Source organism: Bradyrhizobium archetypum (assembly GCF_013114835.1).
Classification (GTDB): domain Bacteria; phylum Pseudomonadota; class Alphaproteobacteria; order Rhizobiales; family Xanthobacteraceae; genus Bradyrhizobium; species Bradyrhizobium archetypum.
Genome location: NZ_JAAVLW010000003.1, coordinates 48645 through 73053, shown reverse-complemented (window position 1 = coordinate 73053; position 24409 = coordinate 48645). Strand labels below are relative to the sequence as shown.

The window sequence follows — 24409 nt, the reverse complement described above, 5'->3', positions numbered from 1 at the left end:
CGGAGGGAATGGATTGCTTCGCTTCGCTCGCCATGACGGTGGCTAATGCGCCGCCTTCCTCCGCCCGAGCCACCACAGGCTCAGATTCCAACCGATACACGTCGCCAGTGCCAGGCTCAGCGCGATCGCCGAGCCGAACTGCAGCGCCGCGACATGCAGCACCGCGATCGCAATGCCGAGCCCGATCAATCCCCAGGCGCTGTTGGCGAGCACGGCAGCCGTCGGTGGGCCGCCGATGCGGGGATGCAGGATCAGCATCATGGAGGTGAACACAATCGGGAACAGCGCGATCATGCCGCTGACCTTCGGACCGACCCAGCTCGAGCTGGTGACCACAGTCGCCACCAGCGTCGCGACCAGCGAGGCCCGCAGTGGAATGTCGTACCAGCGGCGCCGGATCGGCGGCATTTTGGCGTGGCGGTAGCGGGCGAGCAGCGGCACGCAGATGGCGTAGGCGATGACGTTCGCGATCACGCCGCCGATGAGCGACCACTGCACGGAGCGGATGATCGTGGCAAGCGCCAGCCATACGGCGACGGCCGCGAGGCAACTGAGCAACGCGCCATGACGCTGCGCCAGCACGACGTAGATCAGCGCCAGGAAGATCGTCGCGGCGTTGATCGGCAGACTCGCCAGCGCGCCCTCGGCGATGAAGGCTGCGTCATGGTCGAGCGCGAGGAATACGTAGGACGGCCCCGCCGAAATCGGCAGCGTCGCGATCAGCGCGCCGATGACGGGGCCTGAGCGTTCGGTGACGATGGAAGCCGTCACCACGAATGCCGCGGTGATCGCCATGCGCAGGCCGAGCGTGAGGATGAAGGCGAGTTCGGGGGGCATTTGCATTCTCTTACCCTCCCCTGCAGGGGGAGGGTCGGTCCGCATGAGCGTAGCGAAATGCGAGACGGGGTGGGGTGATCTCTCAACTCGGGCACTGTTGGCTGGGGAGAGACGTCACCCCACCCCGCCGCCCGTAGCACGCGCGTGGACACTCCCCCTCCAGGGCAGGGTGAAAGCGATCACACCCGCTTCATCGATACCGTGACCTTCGGGCCGTTCTTGATGGTCTGATAGACCACGCAATAACGCTCAGTCAGCTTCTGCAGCAGGTCGAGCTTGTCCTGCGGTGCGTCGGTTCCGACCTCGAAGCGCAGGCGGATTTCCTGAAAGCCGACCGGCGCCTCCTTGTCGACGCCGAGCGTGCCGCGAAAATCGAGATCGCCCTCGGCGATGACGACGCCGCTTCTGAGCGGCACTTCGACGGCGGTCGCGACCGACTTCAGCGTGACACCGGCGCAGGCCACCAGGGCCTCCAGCAGCATGTCGCCGGAGCACAGCTCGAGGCCGGACCCGCCGGTCGCCGGGTGCAGGCCGGCTACCGCCAGCGCGCGGCCGGTCTCGACCTTGCAGGCGATGCCGTCACGGTCGATCGAGCCCTTGGCTTTCAGGGTAATGACCGCGGCGGAGGGATCGGACTTGTAGCGTTCCTTGATCGGGGCCTGCATCGCGCGAAGTTCGGCGGCGTCCATGTTCTGTCTCCCGACTTTATTTTGCATCCCGGTATAGTCGGCGATTGATGCCATGTCATCACCGTGGCTGGCGTGGGCGGTTTTCCGTTCACCGACTTTAATCTTTTCAACAGGTTAGGGCTGGAATTCGGCCGCCTCATTGCATAGCCTCAAGTCGACTTGCAAACGCCCGTGACAGCCCCTGCGCCGTCCGATATCGGGATAGATCATGGACAGTGTCGTGACTGAGGTCCGCTCCGACGCGGATGACCGTTTTGATACCGCGCGGATCACCGCGGCGGTCGATGCACTTGCCGAAAAACATGCCGGTCGCGAGGACGTGTTCCGCTCGGCGCTGGCGCAATTGCTCAAGGCCGAGATGATCGCGGCGCGTGCGACCGCGCAGGCCGTCCTGCTGAAGGATCGCCACGGCCGCCGCTGCGCCGAGCGGCTCTGCTTCATGCAGGACGAAATCATCCGCATCCTCTATTCCGCCGCCACCCAGCATCTCTATCGCTCGCATGTGCCCTCCGGCGCCGAGCGCATGGCCGTGGTCGCCACCGGCGGTTACGGCCGCGGCCTGATGGCGCCGGAGTCCGACATCGATCTGTTGTTCATCCTGCCCTACAAGCAGACCGCCTGGGGCGAGCAGGTCGCCGAAGCAATTCTCTATTGCCTGTGGGACATGGGCTTGAAGGTCGGCCACGCCACGCGCTCGGTCGACGAATGTATCCGTCAAGCCCGCGGCGACATGACGATCCGCACCGCGATCCTGGAGACGCGATTTCTGACCGGCGACCGGCCGCTCTATGACGAACTGGTCGCCCGCTTCGACAAGGATGTCGTGCAGGGCACGGCGTCCGAATTCGTTACCGCCAAGCTCGCCGAGCGCGAGGAGCGGCACCGCCGCGCCGGGCAGTCGCGCTATCTGGTCGAGCCCAACGTCAAGGACGGCAAGGGCGGCCTGCGCGACCTGCACACGCTGTTCTGGATCGCCAAATACGTCTACCGCGTCCGCGAGACCGGCGAGCTGGTCGAGCGCGGCGTGTTCGACGCGCAGGAATACCGCACCTTCCGCCGCTGCGCCGATTTCCTGTGGTCGGTGCGCTGCAACCTGCATTTCGTCTCGGGCCGCGCCGAGGAGCGGCTGTCGTTCGACATGCAGCGCGAGATCGCGGTCCGGCTCGGCTACACCTCGCATCCGGGCATGCAGGATGTCGAGCGCTTCATGAAGCACTACTTCCTGGTCGCCAAGGACGTCGGCGATCTCACCGCGATCTTGTGCGCCAAGCTGGAAGACGAGCAGGCCAAGCCCGCGCCGGTCCTGAGCCGCATGGTGGCGCGGCTGCGGCCGAGCACGAAGCGACGGCGGGTGCCCGACAGCGACGATTTCATCATCGACAACAACCGCATCAACCTCGCCGCGCCCGACGTCTTCAAGCACGACCCGGTCAACCTGATCCGGATCTTTCATTTGGCGCAGAAGAACAACCTCGCCTTCCATCCCGATGCAATGCGCATGGTGACGCGCTCGCTGAAACTGGTGAACATCCAGCTTCGCGAGAATCCGGAAGCCAACCGGCTGTTCATGGAGATCCTGACGTCGAACGACGCGGAGACCGTGCTGCGGCGGATGAACGAGACCGGCGTGCTCGGCCACTTCATCCGCGCCTTCGGCAAGATCGTCTCGATGATGCAGTTCAACATGTACCACCACTATACGGTGGACGAGCACCTGATCCGCTGCATCGGCTTCCTGCAGGAGATCGAGCGCGGCGGCAACGACGAGTTCACGGTCGCGAGCGACCTGTTCCGCAAGATCCAGCCCGAGCATCGCGCGGTGATCTACATCGCGACCCTGCTGCACGACGTCGCCAAGGGCCGTCCCGAGGATCATTCGATCGCGGGCGCCAGGGTGGCGCGGCGACTGTGCCCGCGGCTCGGCTTTTCCCCCGGCGACACCGAGCTGGTGGCGTGGCTGATCGAAGAGCATCTGACGATGTCGACGTTGGCGCAATCGCGCGACCTCTCCGACCGCAAGACGATCGAGAATTTTGCCGCTGTCGTGCAATCCGTCGAGCAGATGAAGCTTCTGACCATCCTGACCACCGCGGACATCCGGGGCGTCGGCCCGGGCGTGTGGAACGGCTGGAAGGCGCAGCTCTTGCGCACGCTGTATTACGAGACCGAGCCGGTGCTGACCGGCGGCTTCTCGGAAGTAAACCGCGCGCAGCGCATTGCGCTTGCGCAGGCCGAATTCCGCGCCGCCTTCACCGAGTGGCCGGAAGCCGAACTCAACGCCTATATCGCGCGGCATTACCCGGCCTACTGGCTCAAGGTCGACCTGCAGCGAAAAATCCGCCAGGCGCGCTTCATCCACGCCAGCGAACAGGCCGGCCACAAGCTCGCGATCAATGTCGGCTTCGACGAGGCGCGCGGCGTCACCGAACTGACGATCCTTGCGACCGACCACCCCTGGCTGCTGTCGATCATTGCGGGCGCCTGTGCCTCTGCCGGCGCCAACATCGTCGACGCGCAGATCTACACCACGACCGACGGCCTGGCGCTCGATACCATCGCGATCTCCAGAGAATACGACCGCGACGAGGACGAGGGACGGCGCGCCACCCGCATCGGCGAGATGATCGAGCAGGTGCTTGAGGGCAAGTTGCGGCTGCCCGAAGTGGTGGCGCGCAAGGCGGCCAACCGCGGCAAGGTGCGCGCCTTCGTGGTCGAGCCCGAGGTCACCATCAACAACCAGTGGTCGGACCGCTACACCGTGATCGAGGTTTCCGGCCTCGACCGCCCGGGCTTGCTGTATCAGCTCACCACCGCGATCTCGAAGCTCAACCTCAACATCGCCTCCGCCCACGTCGCGACCTTCGGCGAGCGTGCCCGCGACGTGTTCTACGTCACCGACCTGCTCGGCGCCCAGATCACCGCGCCGACCCGTCAGGCCGCGATCAAGAGCGCGCTGATCCATCTGCTCTCCGCGGAGGACAATGTCGCCAAGCCGGCGGCGTGATAGATGCGGCCCCTGCCTCCTGCCGTCATTGCGAGGCGACGGGTTGCGCGAATGCGCGCCTGATGACAGGCTCCGCGAAGCAATCCATAGCGCCGTTCGGGGATAGATGGATTGCTTCGCTGCGCTCGCAATGACGGGAGGTAGCAACGCAACCCTCGGGCGTCATACCCCGCGAAGGCCGGGATCCAGTACGCCGCGGCTTATCGGTTCTATCGCTGCTGTCTCTGAATCCACGTCCATCGCATCTCACCGCACGTTGGTGACGATCGCGAAGCGCCCCTCATCTTGCGGTGAGACAGGCCGAGTTGTGCGACTGATTTGGGTGAGAACGGAAGCAGAATATTTTTGATTCTTATTGATTCCTGGGCTTGACTCGATTCCTGAAAATCAGAAGTGATTTGCCCGTCGTGCCAGTTTGTCGCAGGCCGTTGCATACACAATTGCGCTTGCGTGTCAGGCGAAGCAGACCCCGATTTTGTAGGATGGATGCAGCGACTTGTCCGCCGTGACTCAAGGAGCGAAGGCGGAAGCGATACCCAGCGATCACGTTGGGAAACGATGATGGGTTTCGTGGAGTTTGTCGTCGGGCCGGCCGTACGCCGAACCCCTTGGCTCTATCCGTCCTACGGACTGTCCCGGATCAATCCGACCGTAGAGCTCGAGTGTTGTCAGGCTCGCTGCGATGAAGGCGGCGTAGTTTGCTTCGGCAGCGAGGACGACCTGATCGACCAGACCGAACAGGGCTTTCAGAGGATCTTCTCGCCGATCGTTTTCTCGCCAGGGGCTTTCTCGCCTCGCGGCGATCGCCGGTCTGCCGCCGTTGATAACGGTTAGCTGGAAGTTGCGTTCGCGTCTCCGAATCCTCGGTCGAGGTTCAACGTCATCGGAGCAACGGATCAGGTGCAGGCGCGCTTTCGACATCATCGATCCCCGGAATACTACGGTTCGGCGGACGCCGCTGCAGTCACTCCGACAGCGTAATTCGCCAAGGCGGAACCGGCCATTGAACGCAGGTTGATCAGGCCGTTCCATTCGGTTGAGCCGAGCATACCGTGGTATAGGATCACAGCCTGGCTAGCGAAGCTCGCGCCGGAGGGAACGAGGAAGACGCGCGGAGGACCGGCCGATTTTGCCTCCGGACACCTGAAAAGCTGCTAGTATCCAGCCTGTTAGGAGGGCGACGTTGTCGCCGCTGATGATAGCGAACACGTAAGCGACGCATCGCCGCTCGGATGGCCGAGTGTCAGTGCTGATGATGCGTAACCCGGCGATAAGGTCGTGGCGCGCGGCCGAGCAATGGCTGCTCGGCAGCATGGCGCTGGCGTTGGGCGCAGCGGCCGGCATCTGGCTCCTGCTCGGCCCGGCGCCCACGACTACCCCTTATTTCATTGCAATCACGCTGCTCGTCGCTTCGCTTGCCGCGTCAGTCATCATGATGGGCTTGGTGGGCCGTAGCAGCAGGCAGATGGAAGCCCTGCTTCAGGGTCGGGCGAGCGCCGAAGCGCGCGCGATCGAGACCCTGCGCAACAGCGAGGCGCAATGGAAGGAGGTATTTGAGCACAACCCGGTGATGTACTTCATGGTCGATGCGACAGGAACGGTGCTGTCCGTCAACACATTCGGCGCCGCGCAACTTGGCTACTCCGTCGACGAATTGCTGGGACAATCCGTTCTGAAGGTCTTTCCTGCCGAGGAGCGGCAAACGGCGCAGAGCAACGTTGCCGTGTGCCTGGGAAACATCGGCCGCACCCATAGTTGGGAAATCTGCAAGATCCGCAAAGACGGGTCGACGCTATGGGTCCGTGAAAATGCCAAGGCCGTGCGGCTAATGAATGATCAACCGATCGTTCTGATCGCCTGCGAGGACATCACCGAGCGCAAACAGGCTGAAAATGCATTGCGGCAGAGCGAAATGTATCTGGCCGAAGCGCAGCGATTGAGCCACACCGGCAGCTTTGGCTGGCGCGCCGGCAGCGACGAACTCATCTGGTCGGAAGAAACCTTCAGAATCTTTGGATTCGACAAGGCGCCTTCAATCAAGCGGGCCACCGTGATACAACGCATCCATCCCGATGATCGCGCGCGCGTTCTACGGACCACCAAGCGTGCGTTGAGCGAGTGGAAGGACTTCGAGCATGGCTATCGGCTGTTGATGCCTGACGGCTCGGTCAAGCATGTCCACGCCAGGGCTCATGCGGTGAAGGATACATCGAGCGGCATCGATTTTGTCGGGGCAGTTTCGGATGTTACAGCCCGCAAGCGAGCCGAGGTGGAATTGCATGAGGCACAGGCTTCGCTCGCGCATGTCACGCGCGTGACTGCCCTTGGAGAACTTGCCGCCTCGATCGCCCATGAGGTGAACCAGCCGCTCGCCGCCGTCGTCACCAACGCCGCAGCATGCCAGCGTTGGCTGGACCGCGAGCCTCCCGATCTAAAGGAAGCGCGCGCGACCGTGGAGTCGATCATCAGGGACGGCAATCGCGCTGGCGAAGTGATTCAGCGCGTCCGTGCGCTCGTTAACAAGGCTACCGATCAGAAGACCGCGATTCACATCAATGATGTCATCAACGAGGTCATCAGCCTGGTGCAGCATCAGCTGCTCAGCCACCAGGTAATGTTGCGGCTGGAGCTCTCCCCTGATCTCCCCCTGGTCCTCGCCGATCGGATCCAGTTGCAACAAGTCATTCTCAACCTGGTCATCAACGGCATCGAGGCGATGCAGCCGGTCACGGACCGACCGCGGGAACTGGTAATCCGGACATGCCAGGACGAAACCCAAATCATGGTGACGGTGAAGGATTGCGGCGTCGGCCTCGCCACCGAGAATCTTGAGCGGCTGTTCGAGGCCTTTTTCACCACCAAGCCCCGCGGCATGGGAATGGGCCTGTCGATCTGCCGCTCCATCGTCGGGGCTCATGGCGGCCGGCTGTCCGCCTCCGCAAATGCCGGCCCTGGCGCGACATTCCAATTCAGCCTGCCATCAAATCAGGAGGGAGCGCCGTGACCGGTCGCCCGGCATCGCCTTCCACCCTCGCGACCGCCGAGGAACCGGTCGTCTTTGTGATTGACGACGACCCATCGGTGCGCGAGGCGCTGAGCAATCTCTTCCGCTCGGTGGGATTGCGCGCCGAAGCATTCGGTTCGGCTCACGAATTTCTGCAATGCAAGCTTCCGAATGTCCCCAGTTGCCTGATCCTCGACATCAGGCTGCCCCGGGTCAGCGGCCTCGACTTTCAGGCCGAACTGGCCAAGGCCGACATTCACATTCCGATCATCTTCATGACGGGTCATGGCGATATTCCGATGACGGTCCGCGCCATGAAGGCCGGAGCCGTCGATTTTCTGACCAAGCCATTCCGCGATCAGGACATGCTGGATGCCGTAACCGCGGCGATCGAACGCGATCGCAACAGCCGCGATGAAGCCAAGGTTCTCGCAAACCTGCACGCGCTTTTCGCGACCCTCACTCCGCGCGAACGGCAGGTGATGGCGCTCGTTACCGCAGGACTCATGAATAAGCAGATCGCGGCCGAAATCGGCGTGGCCGAGATCACCGTGAAGATACATCGCGGGCACATCATGCGGAAAATGGCGGCCAAGTCGCTGCCTGATCTCGTGAGGATGGCGGAGCTGCTTGGAATCGGGCCCGCGTCCGGCCGGCCGCAAACCTAAGTATGATTTTCCCTCCCTGATTTGCAGCGCACTCTCCCACTGCGAGGCGGCACAGCAAGAAACATCCTCTGGTCGTCTCCGGGAAGGACCGTCTTGTCCAAGCCGATCATATCAATCATCGACGATGACGGGTCGGTCCGCGCCGCGACCGATAATCTCGTCCGGTCGCTTGGCTACGTCGTCCACACATTTGCGTCGGCCGAGGAGTTTCTGCGATCGCCCCACCTGCATGAGACATCGTGCGTGATAACGGATGTCAGAATGCCCGCCATGAGCGGGCTCGAGCTGCAAGCTCATCTACTCGCCACCGGACATCGCTTTCCGTTCATCTTCGTCACGGCTTTTTCGGTCGAAGGCGAGCGCGCCCAGGCCATGAAGGCGGGCGCAACCTGCTACTTGATGAAGCCGTTCGACGGAGAGGTGCTGATCAAGTGCCTCGAAACTGCGCTGGCGCCGAATAGCGAAGCCGCCAGCAAATGAGCCGATCCGGCCGCCGAGGGAGCCATTCATACGTAAGGATGATCCCGCCAAACATCTGGACAAGTTGAAGATAAGCGGGCGACGACGCAAGCTCGCATCGTCCTTCGAGGAACGAAGGGCATAAAGCATCACACATTTTGATCGGCAAGCGGCAATTCCTCAGAAGGAGGTCGCCATGCGTACAGAACCGCGTTGCTCCGAGTGTGACAGCGAAGACCCCAATATCATCTCTCTGCGAGATCCGGCGCGCGAACGCTACTGCGGACGCTTCTGCCTGGACAAGGGCCACGAGAATTTCACCCGCTGGATACGGCGTGCCAATGCGGAGGTCGCGTCATGAATAATTGCTGCGGAAATCCGGAATGCAAACGTCCCTTCGGGCTGGTCCGGCGTAGCTGGTACTTCCAACAGTTTTGCTCGGCGAAGTGCCGCGAGATCTACAAGCGTCAACTGGAGCGCAACCGGATGTATTGGAAGTGGCTCTATCAGGGGCCTCGGCCTGCGGCCCGCGGAGACCATTTTGCGCAGCCGGTGCGCGCGGAGGAGCCTTCATGGCAACGGTAAACGCGATGCTGGTCGGCGCGATGCTGGCGTGGGGCCCTCTGCTGATTGTATTTCTCTATATCCTGCGGGACATGCGCGGCGCGCCCCGCGATCCGGATTGATTTGAAACGGCAGACGGCTCCGAGCGCGGTTTCAGCTTGCGTAGATCATCCCCTTGTCTGTTCCTGAGCACTGGATCTTCGCGCCCTCGTGCATGAGCAACCAGCGCTTGCGCTCCAGTCCGCCGCCGTATTTCACCAGCGAGCCGTTGGCGCCGATCAGGCGGTGACAAGGCAGGACCACGCTGATCGGATTCGAGCCGTTGGCGTGGCCGATGGCGCGGACGGCTTTTGGCATGTCGAGCCTTGCCGCCAACGCGCCATAGCTCATCGTCGTCCCCGGCGCGATCTTCGGCAGTGCGTGCCAGACCTTCTGCTGGAACGGCGTGCCGGCGACGCGCCATTTGATCCCCGAGAGGCGATCGAGATCGCCCTTGAAATAGCCGGACAAGGCGGCGCGCAGGTCGCGCGGCGCCCGCGCTTGCCTCAATTCCACCACGCCGTAGTGCAGGCGCAGCAACTGCTGCATGCGCGGCTCATAATCTTCCCAGTCAAGCGCGCGGAGCAGGCCGTCCGCATCGGTGACGAGCAGCGCCGTTCCGATCGGGGTTGCCAGGCGATCAAGGTTGAAGCTTTCCGGCATCGTCAGTCCCTACAAAAATATCGGTGAGCGGGCCGCATTTTCCACCTCCTCTGTAGTAGCGTCCACCCGAATTCCGCCGGTTTGGGGGGCCGCAACAGCGCTCCGGCCGGCCGTAATGTCTTTGCCTTCGCTCTATCTTGCGCCGGCAAAACCCTTCCGCCAAACTCGCTGCCAACGATGACGTCCGGCTTTCCGAACGGATGGGCGGAACAGGATCATCGGTCGACATCAGGGAAGGGAGCAGCTTATGAGAGGTGGTGTACTTCATCTGATCGCAGGCGCGGCGGTTGCAATCGCGCTGGCGTCACCGGCCAGCGCGCAGAAGAAATACGATGCCGGCGCGAGCGACACCGAGATCAAGATCGGCCAGACCGTTCCATTCTCGGGACCTGCCTCCGCCTATGCCGGCATCGGCAAGACCCAGGCCGCCTATTTCAGGATGATCAACGAGCAGGGCGGCATCAACGGCCGCAAGATCAATCTGATCCAGTACGACGACGCCTACTCGCCGCCGAAGGCCGTCGAGCAGGTACGAAAGCTGGTCGAGAGCGACGAAGTTCTGTTCACCTTCCAGATCATCGGCACGCCGTCGAATGCCGCCGTCCAGAAATATCTCAATGCCAAGAAGGTGCCGCAACTCCTCGCCGCGACCGGTGCATCGAAATTCACCGACCCGAAGAATTTCCCCTGGACGATGGGATTCAATCCGAACTACCAGTCCGAGGGACGCATCTATGCCAAATACATTCTGCAGAATCATCCCAATGCCAAGATCGGCATTCTCTACCAGAACGATGATCTCGGCCGCGACTACGTCACGGGCCTGAAGGAAGGCCTGGGCGCCAAGGCAGCTTCGATGATCGTCGCCGAAGCCTCCTATGAGCTGACCGATCCGACCATCGACTCGCAGATCGTCAAACTGAAAGCTGCCGGCGCCGACCTGCTCTACGACGCCTCCACGCCGAAATTTGCAGCCCAGGCGATCAAGAAGGCCGCCGACCTCGGCTGGAAGCCGGTCCATATCCTCGACATCAACGCGAGCCCGGTGTCGGCTACGCTCAAGCCGGCGGGCCTCGACATCTCCAAGGACATCATCTCGACCAACTACGGCAAGGATCCGGGCGATCCGCAGTGGAAGGACGATCCCGGTATCAAGGCCTACTTCGCCTTCATGGACAAATATTACCCGGAGGGCGACAAGCTCAATACCGTCAACACGTATGGGTATTCGACGGCGGAATTGCTGGTGAAGATCCTGCAGCAATGCGGCGACAATCTCACCCGCGAAAACATCATGCAGCAGGCCGCCAACCTGAAGAACGTCACCGGCAGCCTTTCGCTGCCCGGCATGGTCACCAACACCTCGCCGACCGATTACCGCATCAACAAGCAGATGCAGATGATGAGATTCAACGGCGAGCGCTGGGAGCTGTTCGGTCCGATCATCGAAGATACCGGACCGGCAGGTTAAGGTCCGGTCTGGCGTGTCCCAGACGCGGCGCAGCGTGGAACGCTGAGACGCGGAGCCGGGGACCCAATCACTGTCGAGAGGTCCCGGTCCCGGCCCCGCAGGCCAACAGCGCTGGATTCTGTTTGTGCAGATGGAACTCGGCACCGGCATCACGGCACGCGAGCATCTTGCAATGCAGCATCCGTTCCGTCACTATCGCGGCAGCGATGGCGTCCGCTTGGCTCAATAAAGCCCCCGGGCCAGATCATCGGCTTAATTACAACATGAGGAATGCAAGGATATGAGGAAGGGTATTTTCCATCTGGCCACCGGCACGGCGCTCGCACTTGCGCTGTCGGTCTCGACGGCATCGGCGCAGAAGAAATACGACACCGGCGCGAGCGATACCGAGATCAAGATCGGCCAGACCAATCCATTCTCAGGACCGGCCTCCGCCTATGCCACCATCGGCAAGACCCAGGCCGCCTATATAAAGATGATCAACGATCAGGGCGGCGTGAACGGCCGCAAGATCAACCTGATCCAGTATGACGATGCCTACTCGCCGCCGAAAGCGGTCGAGCAGGTGCGCAAGCTGGTCGAGAGCGACGAGGTGCTGCTCACCTTCCAGGTTCTCGGTACGCCTTCGAACGCGGCGGTGCAGAAATATCTGAACGCCAAGAAGGTGCCGCAGCTCTTCGCGGCGACGGGCGCCTCGAAGTTCACCGATCCAAAGAATTTTCCATGGACGATGGGCTTCAACCCCAACTACTTCGTCGAGGGGCGCATCTACGGCCAGTACATTCTAAAGGAACATCCGAACGCCAAGATTGGAATCCTTTATCAGAACGACGACCTCGGCAAGGATTACCTGAACGGCATCAAGGCCGGCCTCGGCGACAAGGCCGCCAAGATGATCGTGGCGGAAGCTTCCTACGAAGTCGCCGACCCGACCGTCGATTCGCAGATCCTCAAGATCAAGGACGCCGGCGCGGACCTGTTCTTCTCGGCAACGACGCCCAAGCAGGCGGCGCAGGCGATCAAGAAGATCCATGAGCTTAACTGGAAGCCGGTGCACATCCTCGACATCAATGCCACGTCAGTCGGCGCCGTCATGAAGCCGGCGGGGCTTGAAGCTTCCAAGGGCGTGATCAGCGTCAACTACGGCAAGGATCCGCTCGATCCGACCTGGAAGGACGACCCCGGCATGAAGAAGTATTTCGAATTCATGGCGAAGTACTATCCGGAGGGCGACAAGGATTCGAGCTTCAACTCCTATGGCTACATGACCACGCAATTGCTGATTCATGTGCTCAAGGCTTGCGGCGACAATCTGACCCGCGAGAACGTGCTGAAGCAGGCCACCAGCCTAAAGAACGTTCAGCTCGACCTGCTGCTGCCGGGCATCACCGTCAACACCACGCCGACCGATTACCGCGTCAACAAGCAGTTGCAGATGATGAAGTTCAACGGCGAGCGTTGGGAAATGTTCGGCCCGATCCTCGAGGACGCAGGTCCGGCGGGCTAGTCGCGGCGAGGCGAGAATCCAAATGATCGGCGGATAGAAGCGGTCGGCGGCCCTTAGGGGCCGCCGATTTTTTGCGTCGTCATGCCGGGCTTGACCCGGCAATCGACTGCGGGACTTCATCCTGCGAAGGGCGTCTTCGCGCGTCTCGAAGGATGAATGGCACCAGCGGGCCGCATGATTCGAGACGGCGCTCGCGCGCCTCCTCACCATGAGCGGATAGATTGCTCTTACTTCGGAATCTCCCCAAATGTCTTGCCGACCGGCAGCACGGCGTGACGGATCAGGCGGGAGTCCTCGACCGCAGCCTGGCGGTGCTTCACGGCCTCACGGTAGACGGGATCGCGGATCATCTCGGCGAACGCCGCGACGCTGGGATATTCGGCGATGAAGCAATGGTCCCAGCGCTCCTCCTGCGGCCCGATCAGCATCAGCTCGAACCGACCCTGCCAGACGATGCGGCCGCCGAGCCGCTCGAATACCGGGCCGCTTTCGCGTCCGTAGGCAGCATAGGCTTCCGCTCCCGTCGCCTGGCGGCCGTCCGGATAGGCCGCCTGCGTGCGCAGCCGGACCAGATTGAGCATGTGGATCGGACCCGGCCGATCATTGGCTTTGAACTGCGCGAATACTTCCCTGGTCGGATCGACGTGGCCCATGCGGCTTTCTCCCAAAACGCTGTCGCTTGCGCCGATCCTAATATGGCGCCGCCGCACCTCCTAATCCCGCATTAACCTTTCCGTAACCGACCCTTAAACAGCCGCCGGTAGCCTTTGGCAGGACGGGTGTGAACGGCGTTTGTCATGGCGTGGGGACGGAAAAAGAGCGGCGCACGCAAGGAGCCGCTGTTCGGGCTTCCGGCCGCGCTCGCGGACCTGCGCCTTTCGCCCGCCGATCGCATCCCCGACGCCACCGACGCCGCCGACGAGAAGCCGAAAAAACCAGTGGCCAAGCGCAAAGACGAAGACGACGAGGAGCCGCCGCGGGAGCGCAAGCCGCGCGGGACCAAAAGCGGCGCGAAGCGGCGCGGAAAATCGCGCGGCCGCATCAGAATTGGCCGGCTGGTCTATTGGGGCGCGGTGCTCGGCCTGTGGGCCGTGATCGCGGCGGTCGGCGTCGTGGTCTGGGTCGGCGCGCATCTGCCGGCGATCCAGTCGCTGGAAATTCCGAAGCGCCCGCCTACCATCCAGATTGTCGGCCTCGACGGCAGCGTGCTGGCCTCGCGCGGCGAAGCGCCCGGCTCCAATGTCGCACTGAAGGACCTGCCGCCCTATCTGCCGAAGGCGTTCATCGCCATCGAGGACCGCCGCTTCTATTCGCATTACGGCATCGACCCCGTCGGCATCGCGCGCGCAGCGGTCGCCAACCTCTTGCATCGCGGCGTCTCGCAGGGCGGCTCGACGCTGACACAGCAGCTCGCCAAGAACCTGTTCCTGACCCAGGAGCGGACGATGGCGCGCAAGCTGCAGGAAGTGGAGCTCGCGCTGTGGCTGGAGCGCAAGCATTCCAAGAACGAAATTCTCGAGCTTTACCTGAACCGCGTCTATTTCGGCTCCGGCGCCTATGGCGTCGAAGCCGCTTCGCAGCGCTATTTCGGCAAATCGGCGAAGAACGTTACGGTCGCGGAAGCGGCGATGCTGGCGGGTCTCGTCAAGTCGCCGTCGCGGCTGGCGCCGAACCGCAATCCGGAAGGTGCGGAGGCGCGCGCTCAGATCGTTCTCGCGGCGATGGCGGAAGCCAAATTCATCACCGACGCGCAGGCCAAGGCCTCGATCGGACATCCCTCCTACCACGTGAAGCCGGCCGGCGCCGGTACCGTCAACTACGTCGCCGACTGGATCGGCGAAGTGCTTGACGATCTTGTCGGCCAGATCGACCAGAGCATCGTGGTCGAGACCACGATCGATCCGAAGCTGCAAAGCACAGCCGAAGCTGCCATCATCGACGAGCTGGCGGCCAAGAGCGTGAAGTTCAACGTCACCCAGGGCGCACTGGTGGCGATGACGCCTGAAGGTGCGGTGCGCGCCATGGTCGGCGGGCGGAACTATGCCGAGAGCCAGTATAACCGCGCAGTCACCGCGAAACGCCAGCCTGGCTCGGCGTTCAAGCCGTTCATCTATCTGACTGCGATCGAGGGCGGCCTGACGCCGGAGACGATCCGCCAGGATGCGCCGCTCGATCTCAAGGGCTGGCGCCCCGAGAACTACACCCACGAATATTTCGGCCCGGTGACGCTGACGCAGGCGCTGGCCATGTCGCTCAACACGGTTGCGGTACGGCTTGGCCTGGAAGTTGGCCCGAAGAATGTGGTGCGGACCGCGCACCGGCTCGGGATTTCATCGAAGCTCGACGCCAACCCGTCGATCGCGCTGGGCACCTCGGAAGTGTCCGTCATCGAACTGGTCGGCGCCTATGCACCGTTCGCCAATGGCGGGCTCGGCATCTCCCCGCATGTGGTGACCAGGATCCGCACCAATGAAGGCAAGCTGCTGTATGCGCGGCAGCCCGACCGGCCCGCTCAGGTGATCGAGCCGCGTCATGTCGCGATGATGAACACCATGATGCAGGAGACGCTGCTGTCCGGCACCGCGCGCAAGGCGGAGATTCCGGGCTGGATGGCCGCCGGCAAGACCGGAACCAGCCAGGATTTCCGCGACGCATGGTTCGTCGGCTACACCGCCAACCTCGTCACCGGTGTCTGGCTCGGCAATGACGACAACTCGCCGACCAAGAAGGCAACCGGCGGCGGCCTTCCGGTGGACGTGTGGACCCGCTTCATGCGCGCGGCCCATCAGGGCGTGCCGGTGGCCAGCCTGCCGAACACGCAGCGCGGCGGCTTCATGTCGAACCTGTTCCAGACCGCGTCGCAGGTCAGCGCGCCGCCGCCGGTGCCGGCCCCGTCGGGCGGTTCCTATCGGCCGCCGCCGGCGCGAACCTCCGCGCCGCCGCCCAATCCAAATGTGCGTCCGGAAGCGGCCGCGGGATTGGATGGCTGGCTGGTGGATCGGTTGTTTGGGAGGTAAGCGAGATATCCCGCGACCTTCTCAGAGCGTCATACCCCGCGAAACCGGGGTATCCAGTACGCTGCGGCTTTTCGGTTGATCACCACCGTCTCTGGAATACTGCGTCGGCCGGTCAAGCCGGGCGTGACAGCAGTGTTGGCGGCGACCGCTAATCCTCCACCCCGTACCGGTGCAAATCGTTGCCGTAGGTGTCGAGCCAGCGCTTGGCGCGTTCGACATGATCGCAGATGCGATCGACCACGCGCCAGAACCGCGGCGAATGGTTCATTTCGACGAGATGGGCGACCTCGTGGGCGGCGAGATAGTCCAGCACATAGGCCGGCGCGAGGATCAACCGCCAGGAATACGACAACGACCCGGCCGAGGTGCATGAACCCCAGCGGCTCGATTGGTCGCGGATCGACACACGCCTGACCCGCACGCCAAGTTCCGCGGCATAGGCGAGCGAGGCCTTGTGCAGATCCTTACGCGCCTCGCGCTTGAGAAAATCATGGACGCGCCGGTCCATGTGCTCGTAGCCGCCGGCGACGCACAGAATCTTCTCGCCGCTGTCGCGGGTTTCGGTCCACACCGTGCCGCGTTCGCCGGCGCGATGCACCAGGCGGTGCGGCACGCCGCGTAACGGCACGATGGTGCCGGGTTGAAAGGGCGCGGCCTTCGGCAGACGGCCGAGACGGGCGGCGATCCAACCGCCATGAAGCTGCGCAAACTCCTTGGCTTCCGCAAGCGTGCCGCGCGGCGGCATCGTCAGGATCGCTTCGCGATCGGTCGGATGGATACGAAGGGTATATCGCCGCGCCCGGCGGTGCCGGCGCAGCCTGATCGCAAAGACTTGCGAGCAGTGTTTGACCAAAAGAATCGCGGGTTCGGCGGGCCGCCGATAAAGGAGGGCGCGAGTAGCCATGTCTTGGAGTCCGGGGAGTAGGAGTTCGCCCGGATTCTGCCATATCCGCCGCCAAGGAAATCGCATCTAAATCGCTCGATGCAAAAACAAATCATTTGCCCAATATACAGGGGCTGAGCGCCAAATCGCCCCTAGGGGCAGGGGGTGGAACCCAAAATTTTTGAGGGAACCGGCCGTCAAAAAGGCCCTCAAGGAGTGAGTCTGAACTCACCCCTTGATTCGACGGGAACCCGGATTGTTTGAATCTTCTCAGCAACTTATCGGCGACACGGAATCGGTGCCGCGGGCGCACTATTCGGCTGCACTGACCAATGTTGGCTTGGTCTTTGCCGCTGACTCGTTGGTATTGGCAGCCGACATCATGAAATCGGAGATGCGCGGCACAATTTCGGAACGAAATCGCGATCCGTTGAACACACCGTAGTGCCCAACGCCCTTCTGCACGTAATGCACGCGGCGATGATCGGGAATATCGGGGCACAATGCGTGCGTCGCTTCGGTCTGACCGAGCCCGGAAATGTCGTCTTTCTCGCCTTCCACCGTCATCAGCGCCACGCGGCGGATCTTCGAGGGATCGACCAGCTTGCCGCGATGGGTCATTTCACCCTTGGGCAGCGCGTGCTTGACGAAGACGACGTCGACGGTCTGCAGGTAATACTCGGCCGTCAGATCCATCACCGCGAGATACTCGTCATAGAATTCGCGGTGCTTGTCGACCATGTCGCCGTCGCCCTTCACCAAATTGTTGAAGAGCGCCTTGTGCGCATCGGTGTGGCGGTCGAGGTTCATGGTGATGAAGCCCGAGAGCTGCAAGAAGCCCGGATAAACGTCGCGCATCACGCCGGGATGCGGGAACGGCACCTTGGTGATGACGTGGTTCCGGAACCATTCGATGCCGCGCTGTTCGGCGAGGTTGTTCACGGCGGTTGGGTTGCGTCGGGTATCGATCGGGCCACCCATCAGCGTCATCGACAGCGGCACGAACGGATCGCGCGTGGCTTCCATCACGGAAACCGCCGCCAGCACCGGCACCGACGGCTGGCACACCGCGACGACATGCATGTTGCCGCCGAGCACGTGCAGCATCTCGATGACGTAATCGATATAGTCGTCGAGATCGAAACGCCCGGCGCTGAGCGGAACCATCCGCGCGTCGGACCAGTCGGTGATGTAGACCTCGTGCGTCGGCAGGAACGCCTCGACGGTGCCGCGCAACAGGGTCGCGTAGTGGCCGGACATCGGCGCCACGATCAGAACGCGCGGATGCGGCGCGCGCAGCGGCCGGGTCAGCTTGCGATCGAAGTGCAGGAGACGGCAGAACGGCTTTTCCCAGATCGAGCGAACTTCGACCGGCGTCTGCACGCCGTTGACTTCGGTGAAGTCGAGGCCCCATTCGGGCTTGCCGTAACGGCGCGTGGTGCGTTCGAACAATTCGCAGGCCGCGGCGATCGATTTGCCGAACTGCGTGTGCGACCAGGGATTAAGCGGGTTTTGAAACAGGATCTTGGTGGCGTCGGTCACGGCGCGTGCCGGATTGAGCGACGCATGGCCCATTTCGTACATCCAGTACATCGGCGTCGTGAGCGCCGGACTGCCTTCGGCCACCAGCGGCGGTGCGCCGCCAAACTCACCAATCGGCATTTAACATGATCCCTGTTTTGCGACGCAGCATACTGCCGAATGCGCAATTAAGCGTCAATCCGCCGACCAGTAGATCTACGGGTCCAAAAGGCTAAAACGCGCGGGAATCCACGGAAATAGTGACTTATTCGCCACCCCCAAGCAGCGAGCCCACCCGTTTGGCGCTGCGTAAAAGGGCAAGGAAGATGGCGAACGAGGCAGCAAACAGGCCTGCGTTGATCAGAAGCGACCAGACCATCAGATCACCCCTGAAGATGTGATCGATCAGAAGCGCACGCATACCCTCGAACACATAGGTCGGCGGCAGCGTCCAGGCGATGGTTTGCAGCCAGGTCGGCAGCACCGCGACCGGATAGTACACGCAGGCGAGCGGCATCAGGCCGAACATCAGCGTCCAGACGATGCTCTCGGCCCCCAGCCCATTGCGCAACACCAGGCCCGAGACGAAAATCCCGATCGACCAGCTTGTGAAGATCAGGTTGCAGAAGAACGCGATCAGCGGCAGGCCGATCGCGAAGAAATTGAAATCGAAGAAGAACAGCGCGAGCAGCGTCATCGGAATGACGCCGATGGCGAGCCGGACCAGGCTCATGATCATCAGCGCAATCAGAAACTCGATCGGCTTCAGCGGGCTCATCATCAGATTGCCGAGGTTGCGCGCCCACATCTCCTCGAGAAACGAGATCGAAAAGCCGAGCTGGCCGCGGAACAGGATGTCCCACAGGATCACCGCGCCGATCAGCGTGCCACCGGCGCGCGCAAAGAAACCGTCGTTCTGCGCGATGTAGTTCTGCAGAAAGCCCCAGGTGATGATCTGCAGCGCCGGCCAGTAGATCAGCTCCAGAAGCCTCGGCCAGGACGACATCAGAAGATACCAGTAGCGCAGCACCATCGCCTGGATGCGATGGGCGGAAATCGCCCGATGGGTGGCGAGCTCGCTCATGACGACGTACCCTCCGCCATCCGGCCGCGGGCGACGTCGAGGAATACGTCTTCCAGCGTGGTGCGGTTGTAGCGCGCCATGATCTGGTCGGGGCTGTCGTCGTCCTCGATGCGGCCGCGCTTCATGATGATGACGCGGTCGCACAGCCGCTCCACCTCCAGCATGTTGTGCGACGCCAACAGGATGGTGGCGTCATGACGCTTGCGGTAGTCCTGCAAATGCTGGCGCACCCAGTCGGCGGTATCAGGATCGAGCGAGGCCGTCGGCTCGTCGAGCAGAAGCAGCTCCGGCTGGTTGATCAGCGCCTTCGCCAGCGCGACGCGGGTCTTCTGCCCGGCCGACAGCTTTCCGTTGGCGCGGTCGAGCAAATCCTTCAGATCGAGGTCGGATGCGAGCTGTTCGATGCGCTCGGCGAGATCTTTGACCGCGTAGAGCCGGCCGAAGATCGTGAGGTTCTGCCGCACCGTGAGCCGCATCGGCATGTCGACATAGGGGCTCTCGAAATTTATCCGGCCGAGCACCTCGGCGCTCTCTTCCGGCATCGCATGGCCGAGCACCCGGACGCGACCCGAGGTCGGCAGCACCAGCCCCATGATCATCGCAATCGTCGTGGTCTTGCCGGCGCCGTTGCCGCCGAGCAGCCCGGTGACGCTGCCGCGCGCGATCCGGAACGTGACGTCATCCACCGCGCGCGTCGTCTTGTAGAGCTTGATCAGATGCGCGACCTCGATCGCGGCGGAGCCTACCGGCCCGGCCGCGGCCAGTTGCGCTGGCATGGCGTCGCTATTGACCATTTCGGCCTGTTCATTGGGCCATTGCGGGGGCGAGCGCAAGGCTTTGCACTCCTTGGCGTCGAGGCAGGCCCGCACGGTGCGGGACGCCGCTTTCGCGGCTCCTCACCATGAGGGCAGACGATCCCCTCATGGTGAGGAGCGCGGCAACGCGGCGCGTCTCCGGACGATGCTTCGCATCGCCGGGAGAACCATGCAGGCCCCTACTGAGGACGAGAACGCGCGAGTTTGTGATCGTCCGCTCCGACAGCTAAACTCCCGTCATGTCCGACGTTGCCGCTTCCGATTTCCGTCATTCGCACCGCTATGTTCGTCTCGATACGATCCTCCGGCTGCGCTGGCTGGCGGCGCTCGGCCAGCTCACCGCGATTTTCATCGTGGGGCACGGGCTGGAGTTCGAGTTTCCCGTCATCGCCTGCGTCGCCATTGTAGGCGTCTCGGCGCTGCTCAATCTCGCGCTGCAGGTGGCCTTCAACCCGATGCAGCGGCTGGAACCAGTCTATGCGGCGGCGCTGCTCGCGCTCAACATCGTCGAATTGGCCGCGCTCTTGTTCCTGACCGGCGGCTTGCAGAATCCGTTTTCATTTCTGTTCCTTGCCCCGGTGCTGATCTCGGCGACGGTGCTGCCGATCCGGATGACCGTGGGGCTCGGGCTACTCGCGGTCGCCTGCGCCTCGGCGCTGGTGTTCTTTCATCTGCCGCTGCCCTGGGACAGCGAGGACCCGCTGGTGCTGCCGCCGATCTATCTGCTCGGCGTGTGGCTTTCGATCCTGCTCGCGATCGGGGTCACCTCACTCTATGCGTTCCAGGCGGCCGAGGAGGCGCGCAAGCTGTCCGATGCGCTGGCTGCCACCGAACTGGTGCTGACGCGCGAGCAGCATCTGACTCAGCTCGACGGGCTGGCGGCTGCCGCCGCGCACGAACTCGGCACGCCGCTCTCGACGATCTTCTTGATTTCGCGGGAGCTGGAAAAGACCGTCGACGGCAACGATCCGCTGGCCTCCGACCTCAAGACCCTGCGCGAGCAGGCGCAGCGCTGTCGCGAGATCCTGGCCAAGATCACCCAGCTCTCCTCCTCCGGCGCGCCCTTCGATCTCATGCCGATATCGACGCTGATCGAGGAGGCGGTCGCGCCGCATCGCGATTTCGGCGTCGCGATCAAGGTGCGGCTAGCTGTCGCAGCTACGCGTGAGCCGGTCGGCGCCCGGAACCCGGCCATCCTGTACGGCGTCGGTAACATCCTGGAGAATGCCGTCGACTTCGCGCGGACGACGGTGGAGGTGAACGCGTGGTGGAACTCAGACACTGTCGAAATCGTCATTTCCGACGACGGGCCCGGCATCGCACCGGATATGCTGAAACGGATCGGCGAACCTTATTTATCGCGGCGGCGCAGCAGCACCGACGACCCCCAAAGCCCGCGCGCCGGGCTCGGTCTTGGCATCTTTATCGCCCGCACACTGTTGGAGCGCACCGGCGCCAAGGTTTCCTTCTCGAACCGGACATTTCCCGATCACGGCGCCGTGGTCCAGATCGTCTGGCCGCGTGTCCGCTTTGAAGCCGAGGAACCCTCCGAAACCGCCCTCGGATCAGGCGATTAGCACCACGTTAAGGATTGAGGAAGTCGGGGCAGCGCGACCTTTGAGACCCTTGGCAGTGCGAAACCGCCGCGCCATATGGTCTATATAGTGCTCTTCATCTGCAACCGGGAAACCCTGCCTTGAACGCTATCGCCGAACTGAACGACCTCGCCGACCGCTCGCTGCTGATCGTCGAGGACGACAAGCCGTTTCTGGAGCGCCTGTCGCGCGCCATGGAAATCCGCGGCTTCACGGTGACATCCTGCGACACTGTGTCCGACGGACTGGCGCAGATCAACAAGGCTGCGCCGGCATTCGCCGTGGTGGATCTGCGGCTTGGCGACGGCAACGGGCTCGATGTGGTGTCGGCGCTGAAGCGCAAGCGCCCCGACGCGCGCACCATCGTGCTGACCGGCTACGGCAACATCGCAACCGCCGTCACCGCCGTGAAGATGGGCGCCGTGGACTATCTGTCGAAGCCCGCCGATGCCGATGACGTAGTCGCAGCTCTGCTCGCCAGCGGCACCGAGAAATCCGAGCTGCCGTCGAACCCGATGTCGGCGGATCGCGTACGCTGGGAACACATCCAGCGCATCTACGAGATGTGCAACCGCAACGTCTCCGAAACCGCGCGTCGCCTCAATATGCACCGCCGCACGTTGCAGCGGATTCTGGCCAAGCGCGCGCCGCGGTAACTCCCGCCCTTCATGGTGAGGAGCCGCGACAGCGGCGCCTCGAACTCTGAGGGCCGAGTGGAGGCCACCACATCCTTCGAGACGTGCGTTCCGCGCTCCTCAGGATGAGGGTCTGAATCGTAGGCAGCGTCCATCAAGACTCCGCGTGGCCCGGCAATGAAGCATTGGATACGCTGGCTGCCAGGTCTCGCCACCCTCCTTCGATATGAAACGGCGTGGCTCAGGCACGATATCCTCGCCGGGCTCGTGCTGTCGGCCATGCTGGTCCCGGTTGGCATTGCCTACGCGGAGGCCTCGGGCCTGCCCGGCATCTACGGTTTGTACGCAACGATCGTACCGCTGTTTGCCTACGCGTTATTCGGCCCAAGCCGCATCCTCGTCCTGGGACCAGACTCGGCTCTTGCAGCCATCATCCTTGGCGTTGTCGTTCCCTTGTCGGGCGGCGATCCCATCCGCGCTGCAACCTTGGCCGCCATGATGGCAATCGTCTCCGGGACGGTATGCATTCTGGCGGGTATCGCGCGCCTTGGCTTCCTGACCGAGCTTCTTTCCAAGCCGATCCGCTACGGCTACATGAATGGAATTGCATTGACCGTATTGATCAGCCAGCTACCGAAGCTGTTCGGCTTCTCGATTGAGAGCGAAGGATCTTTGCGGAGCTTATGGGCGATCGCCGGTGCAATCCTGGAAGGCAAGACCAACTGGGTTGCCTTCGGGATTGGGCTCGGCACATTGACGGTTATTCTCCTGCTCCAGAAATACAGGCGGCTGCCGGGCATTCTGATTGCAGTAGTCGCAGCAACGGCCACCGTTGCTGCACTTGACCTCGCGACACGCTACAGCGTGACGGTTCTGGGTCCGCTTGCGCAGGGGCTGCCCGGTTTCGCCGTTCCCTGGATTGGTTCCGCCGATATTGTCCCGGTGCTGATCGGCGGCTGTGCGATCGCGATGGTATCTTTTGCTGATACGAGCGTGCTTTCGCGGGCCTATGCCGCACGCTTGGGCACTCATGTCGATCCCAACCAGGAGATGGTGGGGCTCGGCGCCGCCAATCTGGCAACGGGTCTTTTTCAAGGCTTCCCGATCAGCAGCAGCGGTTCGCGGACGCCTATTGCCGAAGCTGCCGGCGCCCGCACTCAGTTGACCTGCGTCGTTGGCGCGCTCGCTATCGCTTTTCTTCTGCTGGCGGCACCCAATCTCCTTCAGTATTTGCCCAATGCTGCATTGGCTGCTGTCGTCATCGCCGCCGCGATCAGCTTGATTGAGGTTACCGACCTCCAGCGGATCTATCGAATTCAGCGGTGGGAGTTCTGGCTATCGATCGTCTGCTTTGTCGGCGTCGCCGTGCTCGGAGTGATTCCAGGAATAGGTCTGGCAATCGCCCTCGCCATTGCCGAGTTTCTATGGGACGCATGGCGTCCGCACTCCGCCGTGCTGGGCCGCGCCGATGGTGTGAAAGGTTACCACGACATCACGAGATATCCAGATGCACGCCAGATTCCCGGACTGGTCCTCTTCCGGTGGGATGCGCCCCTATTCTTCGCCAACGCTGAATCTTTCAAGGAACGCGCGCTGGACGCAGTGGCGAAATCGCCGACACCCGTACGCTGGCTGGTCGTCGCGGCGGAGCCGGTCACGAACGTGGATGTCACTGCCGGCGATACGCTCGCTGAATTGGACGAGGCGTTGCACGCACAGGCAATTGAGCTTTGCTTTGCCGAACTCAAGGATCCGGTGAAGGACAAGCTGAAGAAATTCGGATTGTTGGCGCAGCTTGGCGAGAGCTGCTTTTTCCCAACCGTCGGCGCAGCCGTTTCCGGCTACCTGGAAGTCCATGATGTAGAGTGGGAGGACTGGGAGGATCGAGCCGAACGGTAGGCGGCTTTAATTAACCGGCCCATCTGTTTCGCCGGCTGATTTGGCAGATGCTCTC

At 62.6% G+C, this 24409-nt stretch carries 19 protein-coding genes and 1 pseudogene; 12 read left to right on the top strand and 8 right to left on the bottom strand.

Annotation, left to right across the window (positions count from 1 at the left end):
- Positions 1 to 42: 42 nt before the first annotated feature.
- Complete coding sequence (locus HCN50_RS08990; protein ID WP_171709960.1) at positions 43 to 837, bottom strand: hypothetical protein; 795 nt, start codon at positions 835 to 837, stop codon at positions 43 to 45.
- A 179-nt stretch (positions 838 to 1016) separates the two neighbouring features.
- Positions 1017 to 1526, bottom strand: a complete 510-nt coding sequence (locus tag HCN50_RS08985) for an OsmC family protein (protein WP_171709291.1) — start codon at positions 1524 to 1526, stop codon at positions 1017 to 1019.
- A 208-nt stretch (positions 1527 to 1734) separates the two neighbouring features.
- Between HCN50_RS08985 and HCN50_RS08980 the strand changes: the two genes are divergently transcribed.
- From HCN50_RS08980 to HCN50_RS08955, 6 genes are all read left to right on the top strand, one after another.
- Positions 1735 to 4530: a [protein-PII] uridylyltransferase gene (locus HCN50_RS08980; protein WP_171709290.1), complete on the top strand. Its 2796-nt coding sequence runs from the start codon at positions 1735 to 1737 to the stop codon at positions 4528 to 4530.
- 561 nt (positions 4531 to 5091) lie between these two features.
- Positions 5092 to 5364 carry a hypothetical protein gene (locus HCN50_RS08975; protein WP_171709289.1) on the top strand — a complete coding sequence of 91 codons (273 nt, stop codon included), beginning with the start codon at positions 5092 to 5094 and terminating at the stop codon, positions 5362 to 5364.
- A gap of 406 nt (positions 5365 to 5770) precedes the next feature.
- The gene (locus tag HCN50_RS08970; protein ID WP_311967673.1) at positions 5771 to 7534 is read left to right on the top strand and encodes a PAS domain-containing sensor histidine kinase; all 1764 of its coding nucleotides are present in this window, start codon (positions 5771 to 5773) and stop codon (positions 7532 to 7534) included.
- A complete protein-coding gene (locus HCN50_RS08965; RefSeq protein WP_171709288.1) occupies positions 7531 to 8202 on the top strand; it encodes a response regulator transcription factor in 672 nt (223 codons plus the stop codon). The genes HCN50_RS08970 and HCN50_RS08965 overlap by 4 nt, the downstream gene beginning before the upstream one ends.
- Positions 8203 to 8295: 93 nt before the next feature.
- Positions 8296 to 8682, top strand: coding sequence for a response regulator transcription factor (locus HCN50_RS08960; RefSeq protein ID WP_210264861.1), 387 nt, complete (start codon positions 8296 to 8298; stop codon positions 8680 to 8682).
- A 175-nt stretch (positions 8683 to 8857) separates the two neighbouring features.
- Positions 8858 to 9022: a hypothetical protein gene (locus tag HCN50_RS08955; RefSeq protein WP_171709287.1), complete on the top strand. Its 165-nt coding sequence runs from the start codon at positions 8858 to 8860 to the stop codon at positions 9020 to 9022.
- A 356-nt stretch (positions 9023 to 9378) separates the two neighbouring features.
- Here the strand turns inward: HCN50_RS08955 and HCN50_RS08950 are convergent, their stop codons facing one another.
- Complete coding sequence (locus tag HCN50_RS08950; RefSeq protein WP_171709286.1) at positions 9379 to 9927, bottom strand: methylated-DNA--[protein]-cysteine S-methyltransferase; 549 nt, start codon at positions 9925 to 9927, stop codon at positions 9379 to 9381.
- 247 nt (positions 9928 to 10174) lie between these two features.
- Between HCN50_RS08950 and HCN50_RS08945 the strand changes: the two genes are divergently transcribed.
- Both HCN50_RS08945 and HCN50_RS08940 read left to right on the top strand, forming a co-directional pair.
- Complete coding sequence (locus HCN50_RS08945) at positions 10175 to 11398, top strand: ABC transporter substrate-binding protein (RefSeq protein ID WP_171709285.1); 1224 nt, start codon at positions 10175 to 10177, stop codon at positions 11396 to 11398.
- Between the two features lie 280 nt (positions 11399 to 11678).
- On the top strand, positions 11679 to 12905 hold the full coding sequence (locus HCN50_RS08940; protein ID WP_171709284.1) for an ABC transporter substrate-binding protein: 1227 nt from the start codon (positions 11679 to 11681) through the stop codon (positions 12903 to 12905).
- Positions 12906 to 13132: 227 nt separating this feature from the next.
- Here HCN50_RS08940 and HCN50_RS08935 read toward each other — a convergent pair whose 3' ends face one another.
- Positions 13133 to 13558 carry a DUF1330 domain-containing protein gene (locus tag HCN50_RS08935; RefSeq protein ID WP_171709283.1) on the bottom strand — a complete coding sequence of 142 codons (426 nt, stop codon included), beginning with the start codon at positions 13556 to 13558 and terminating at the stop codon, positions 13133 to 13135.
- A gap of 144 nt (positions 13559 to 13702) precedes the next feature.
- Between HCN50_RS08935 and HCN50_RS08930 the strand changes: the two genes are divergently transcribed.
- Positions 13703 to 15922 carry a transglycosylase domain-containing protein gene (locus HCN50_RS08930; RefSeq protein ID WP_171709282.1) on the top strand — a complete coding sequence of 740 codons (2220 nt, stop codon included), beginning with the start codon at positions 13703 to 13705 and terminating at the stop codon, positions 15920 to 15922.
- Positions 15923 to 16070: 148 nt separating this feature from the next.
- On the opposite strand, the pseudogene HCN50_RS08925 reads toward HCN50_RS08930, so the two are convergent.
- The 4 genes and pseudogenes from HCN50_RS08925 to HCN50_RS08910 all read right to left on the bottom strand — a co-directional run bounded on the left by HCN50_RS08925 (position 16071) and on the right by HCN50_RS08910 (position 20204).
- Positions 16071 to 16921: pseudogene (locus HCN50_RS08925) on the bottom strand (M48 family metallopeptidase).
- 196 nt (positions 16922 to 17117) lie between these two features.
- The gene (locus tag HCN50_RS08920; protein ID WP_171709280.1) at positions 17118 to 18467 is read right to left on the bottom strand and encodes a polyhydroxyalkanoate depolymerase; all 1350 of its coding nucleotides are present in this window, start codon (positions 18465 to 18467) and stop codon (positions 17118 to 17120) included.
- Between the two features lie 124 nt (positions 18468 to 18591).
- Positions 18592 to 19410: an ABC transporter permease gene (locus HCN50_RS08915; RefSeq protein ID WP_171709279.1), complete on the bottom strand. Its 819-nt coding sequence runs from the start codon at positions 19408 to 19410 to the stop codon at positions 18592 to 18594.
- Positions 19407 to 20204 (bottom strand): ABC transporter ATP-binding protein, encoded by a 798-nt coding sequence (locus tag HCN50_RS08910; protein WP_171709958.1) that lies wholly within the window; start codon positions 20202 to 20204, stop codon positions 19407 to 19409. Before HCN50_RS08910 ends, HCN50_RS08915 begins: the two co-directional genes overlap by 4 nt.
- A 260-nt stretch (positions 20205 to 20464) precedes the next feature.
- On the opposite strand from HCN50_RS08910, the gene HCN50_RS08905 reads away from it, so the two are divergent.
- The 3 genes from HCN50_RS08905 to HCN50_RS08895 all read left to right on the top strand — a co-directional run bounded on the left by HCN50_RS08905 (position 20465) and on the right by HCN50_RS08895 (position 24354).
- Positions 20465 to 21802 carry an ActS/PrrB/RegB family redox-sensitive histidine kinase gene (locus tag HCN50_RS08905; RefSeq protein ID WP_171709278.1) on the top strand — a complete coding sequence of 446 codons (1338 nt, stop codon included), beginning with the start codon at positions 20465 to 20467 and terminating at the stop codon, positions 21800 to 21802.
- Between the two features lie 119 nt (positions 21803 to 21921).
- A complete protein-coding gene (locus HCN50_RS08900; protein ID WP_171709277.1) occupies positions 21922 to 22476 on the top strand; it encodes an ActR/PrrA/RegA family redox response regulator transcription factor in 555 nt (184 codons plus the stop codon).
- 156 nt (positions 22477 to 22632) lie between these two features.
- On the top strand, positions 22633 to 24354 hold the full coding sequence (locus HCN50_RS08895) for a SulP family inorganic anion transporter (RefSeq protein WP_171709276.1): 1722 nt from the start codon (positions 22633 to 22635) through the stop codon (positions 24352 to 24354).
- Positions 24355 to 24409: the final 55 nt, after the last annotated feature.

Excerpts from the sequence above, each read along its gene's own strand:
- HCN50_RS08990 (WP_171709960.1), bottom strand. The coding sequence starts at position 837 with ATGCCCCCCGAACTCGCCTTCATCCTCACGCTCGGCCTGCGCATGGCG.
- HCN50_RS08985 (WP_171709291.1), bottom strand. The coding sequence starts at position 1,526 with ATGGACGCCGCCGAACTTCGCGCGATGCAGGCCCCGATCAAGGAACGC.
- HCN50_RS08980 (WP_171709290.1), top strand. The coding sequence starts at position 1,735 with ATGGACAGTGTCGTGACTGAGGTCCGCTCCGACGCGGATGACCGTTTT.
- HCN50_RS08975 (WP_171709289.1), top strand. The coding sequence starts at position 5,092 with ATGGGTTTCGTGGAGTTTGTCGTCGGGCCGGCCGTACGCCGAACCCCT.
- HCN50_RS08955 (WP_171709287.1), top strand. The coding sequence starts at position 8,858 with ATGCGTACAGAACCGCGTTGCTCCGAGTGTGACAGCGAAGACCCCAAT.
- HCN50_RS08950 (WP_171709286.1), bottom strand. The coding sequence starts at position 9,927 with ATGCCGGAAAGCTTCAACCTTGATCGCCTGGCAACCCCGATCGGAACG.
- HCN50_RS08945 (WP_171709285.1), top strand. The coding sequence starts at position 10,175 with ATGAGAGGTGGTGTACTTCATCTGATCGCAGGCGCGGCGGTTGCAATC.
- HCN50_RS08940 (WP_171709284.1), top strand. The coding sequence starts at position 11,679 with ATGAGGAAGGGTATTTTCCATCTGGCCACCGGCACGGCGCTCGCACTT.
- HCN50_RS08935 (WP_171709283.1), bottom strand. The coding sequence starts at position 13,558 with ATGGGCCACGTCGATCCGACCAGGGAAGTATTCGCGCAGTTCAAAGCC.
- HCN50_RS08930 (WP_171709282.1), top strand. The coding sequence starts at position 13,703 with ATGGCGTGGGGACGGAAAAAGAGCGGCGCACGCAAGGAGCCGCTGTTC.
- HCN50_RS08920 (WP_171709280.1), bottom strand. The coding sequence starts at position 18,467 with ATGCCGATTGGTGAGTTTGGCGGCGCACCGCCGCTGGTGGCCGAAGGC.
- HCN50_RS08915 (WP_171709279.1), bottom strand. The coding sequence starts at position 19,410 with ATGAGCGAGCTCGCCACCCATCGGGCGATTTCCGCCCATCGCATCCAG.
- HCN50_RS08910 (WP_171709958.1), bottom strand. The coding sequence starts at position 20,204 with ATGGTCAATAGCGACGCCATGCCAGCGCAACTGGCCGCGGCCGGGCCG.
- HCN50_RS08905 (WP_171709278.1), top strand. The coding sequence starts at position 20,465 with ATGTCCGACGTTGCCGCTTCCGATTTCCGTCATTCGCACCGCTATGTT.
- HCN50_RS08895 (WP_171709276.1), top strand. The coding sequence starts at position 22,633 with ATGAAGCATTGGATACGCTGGCTGCCAGGTCTCGCCACCCTCCTTCGA.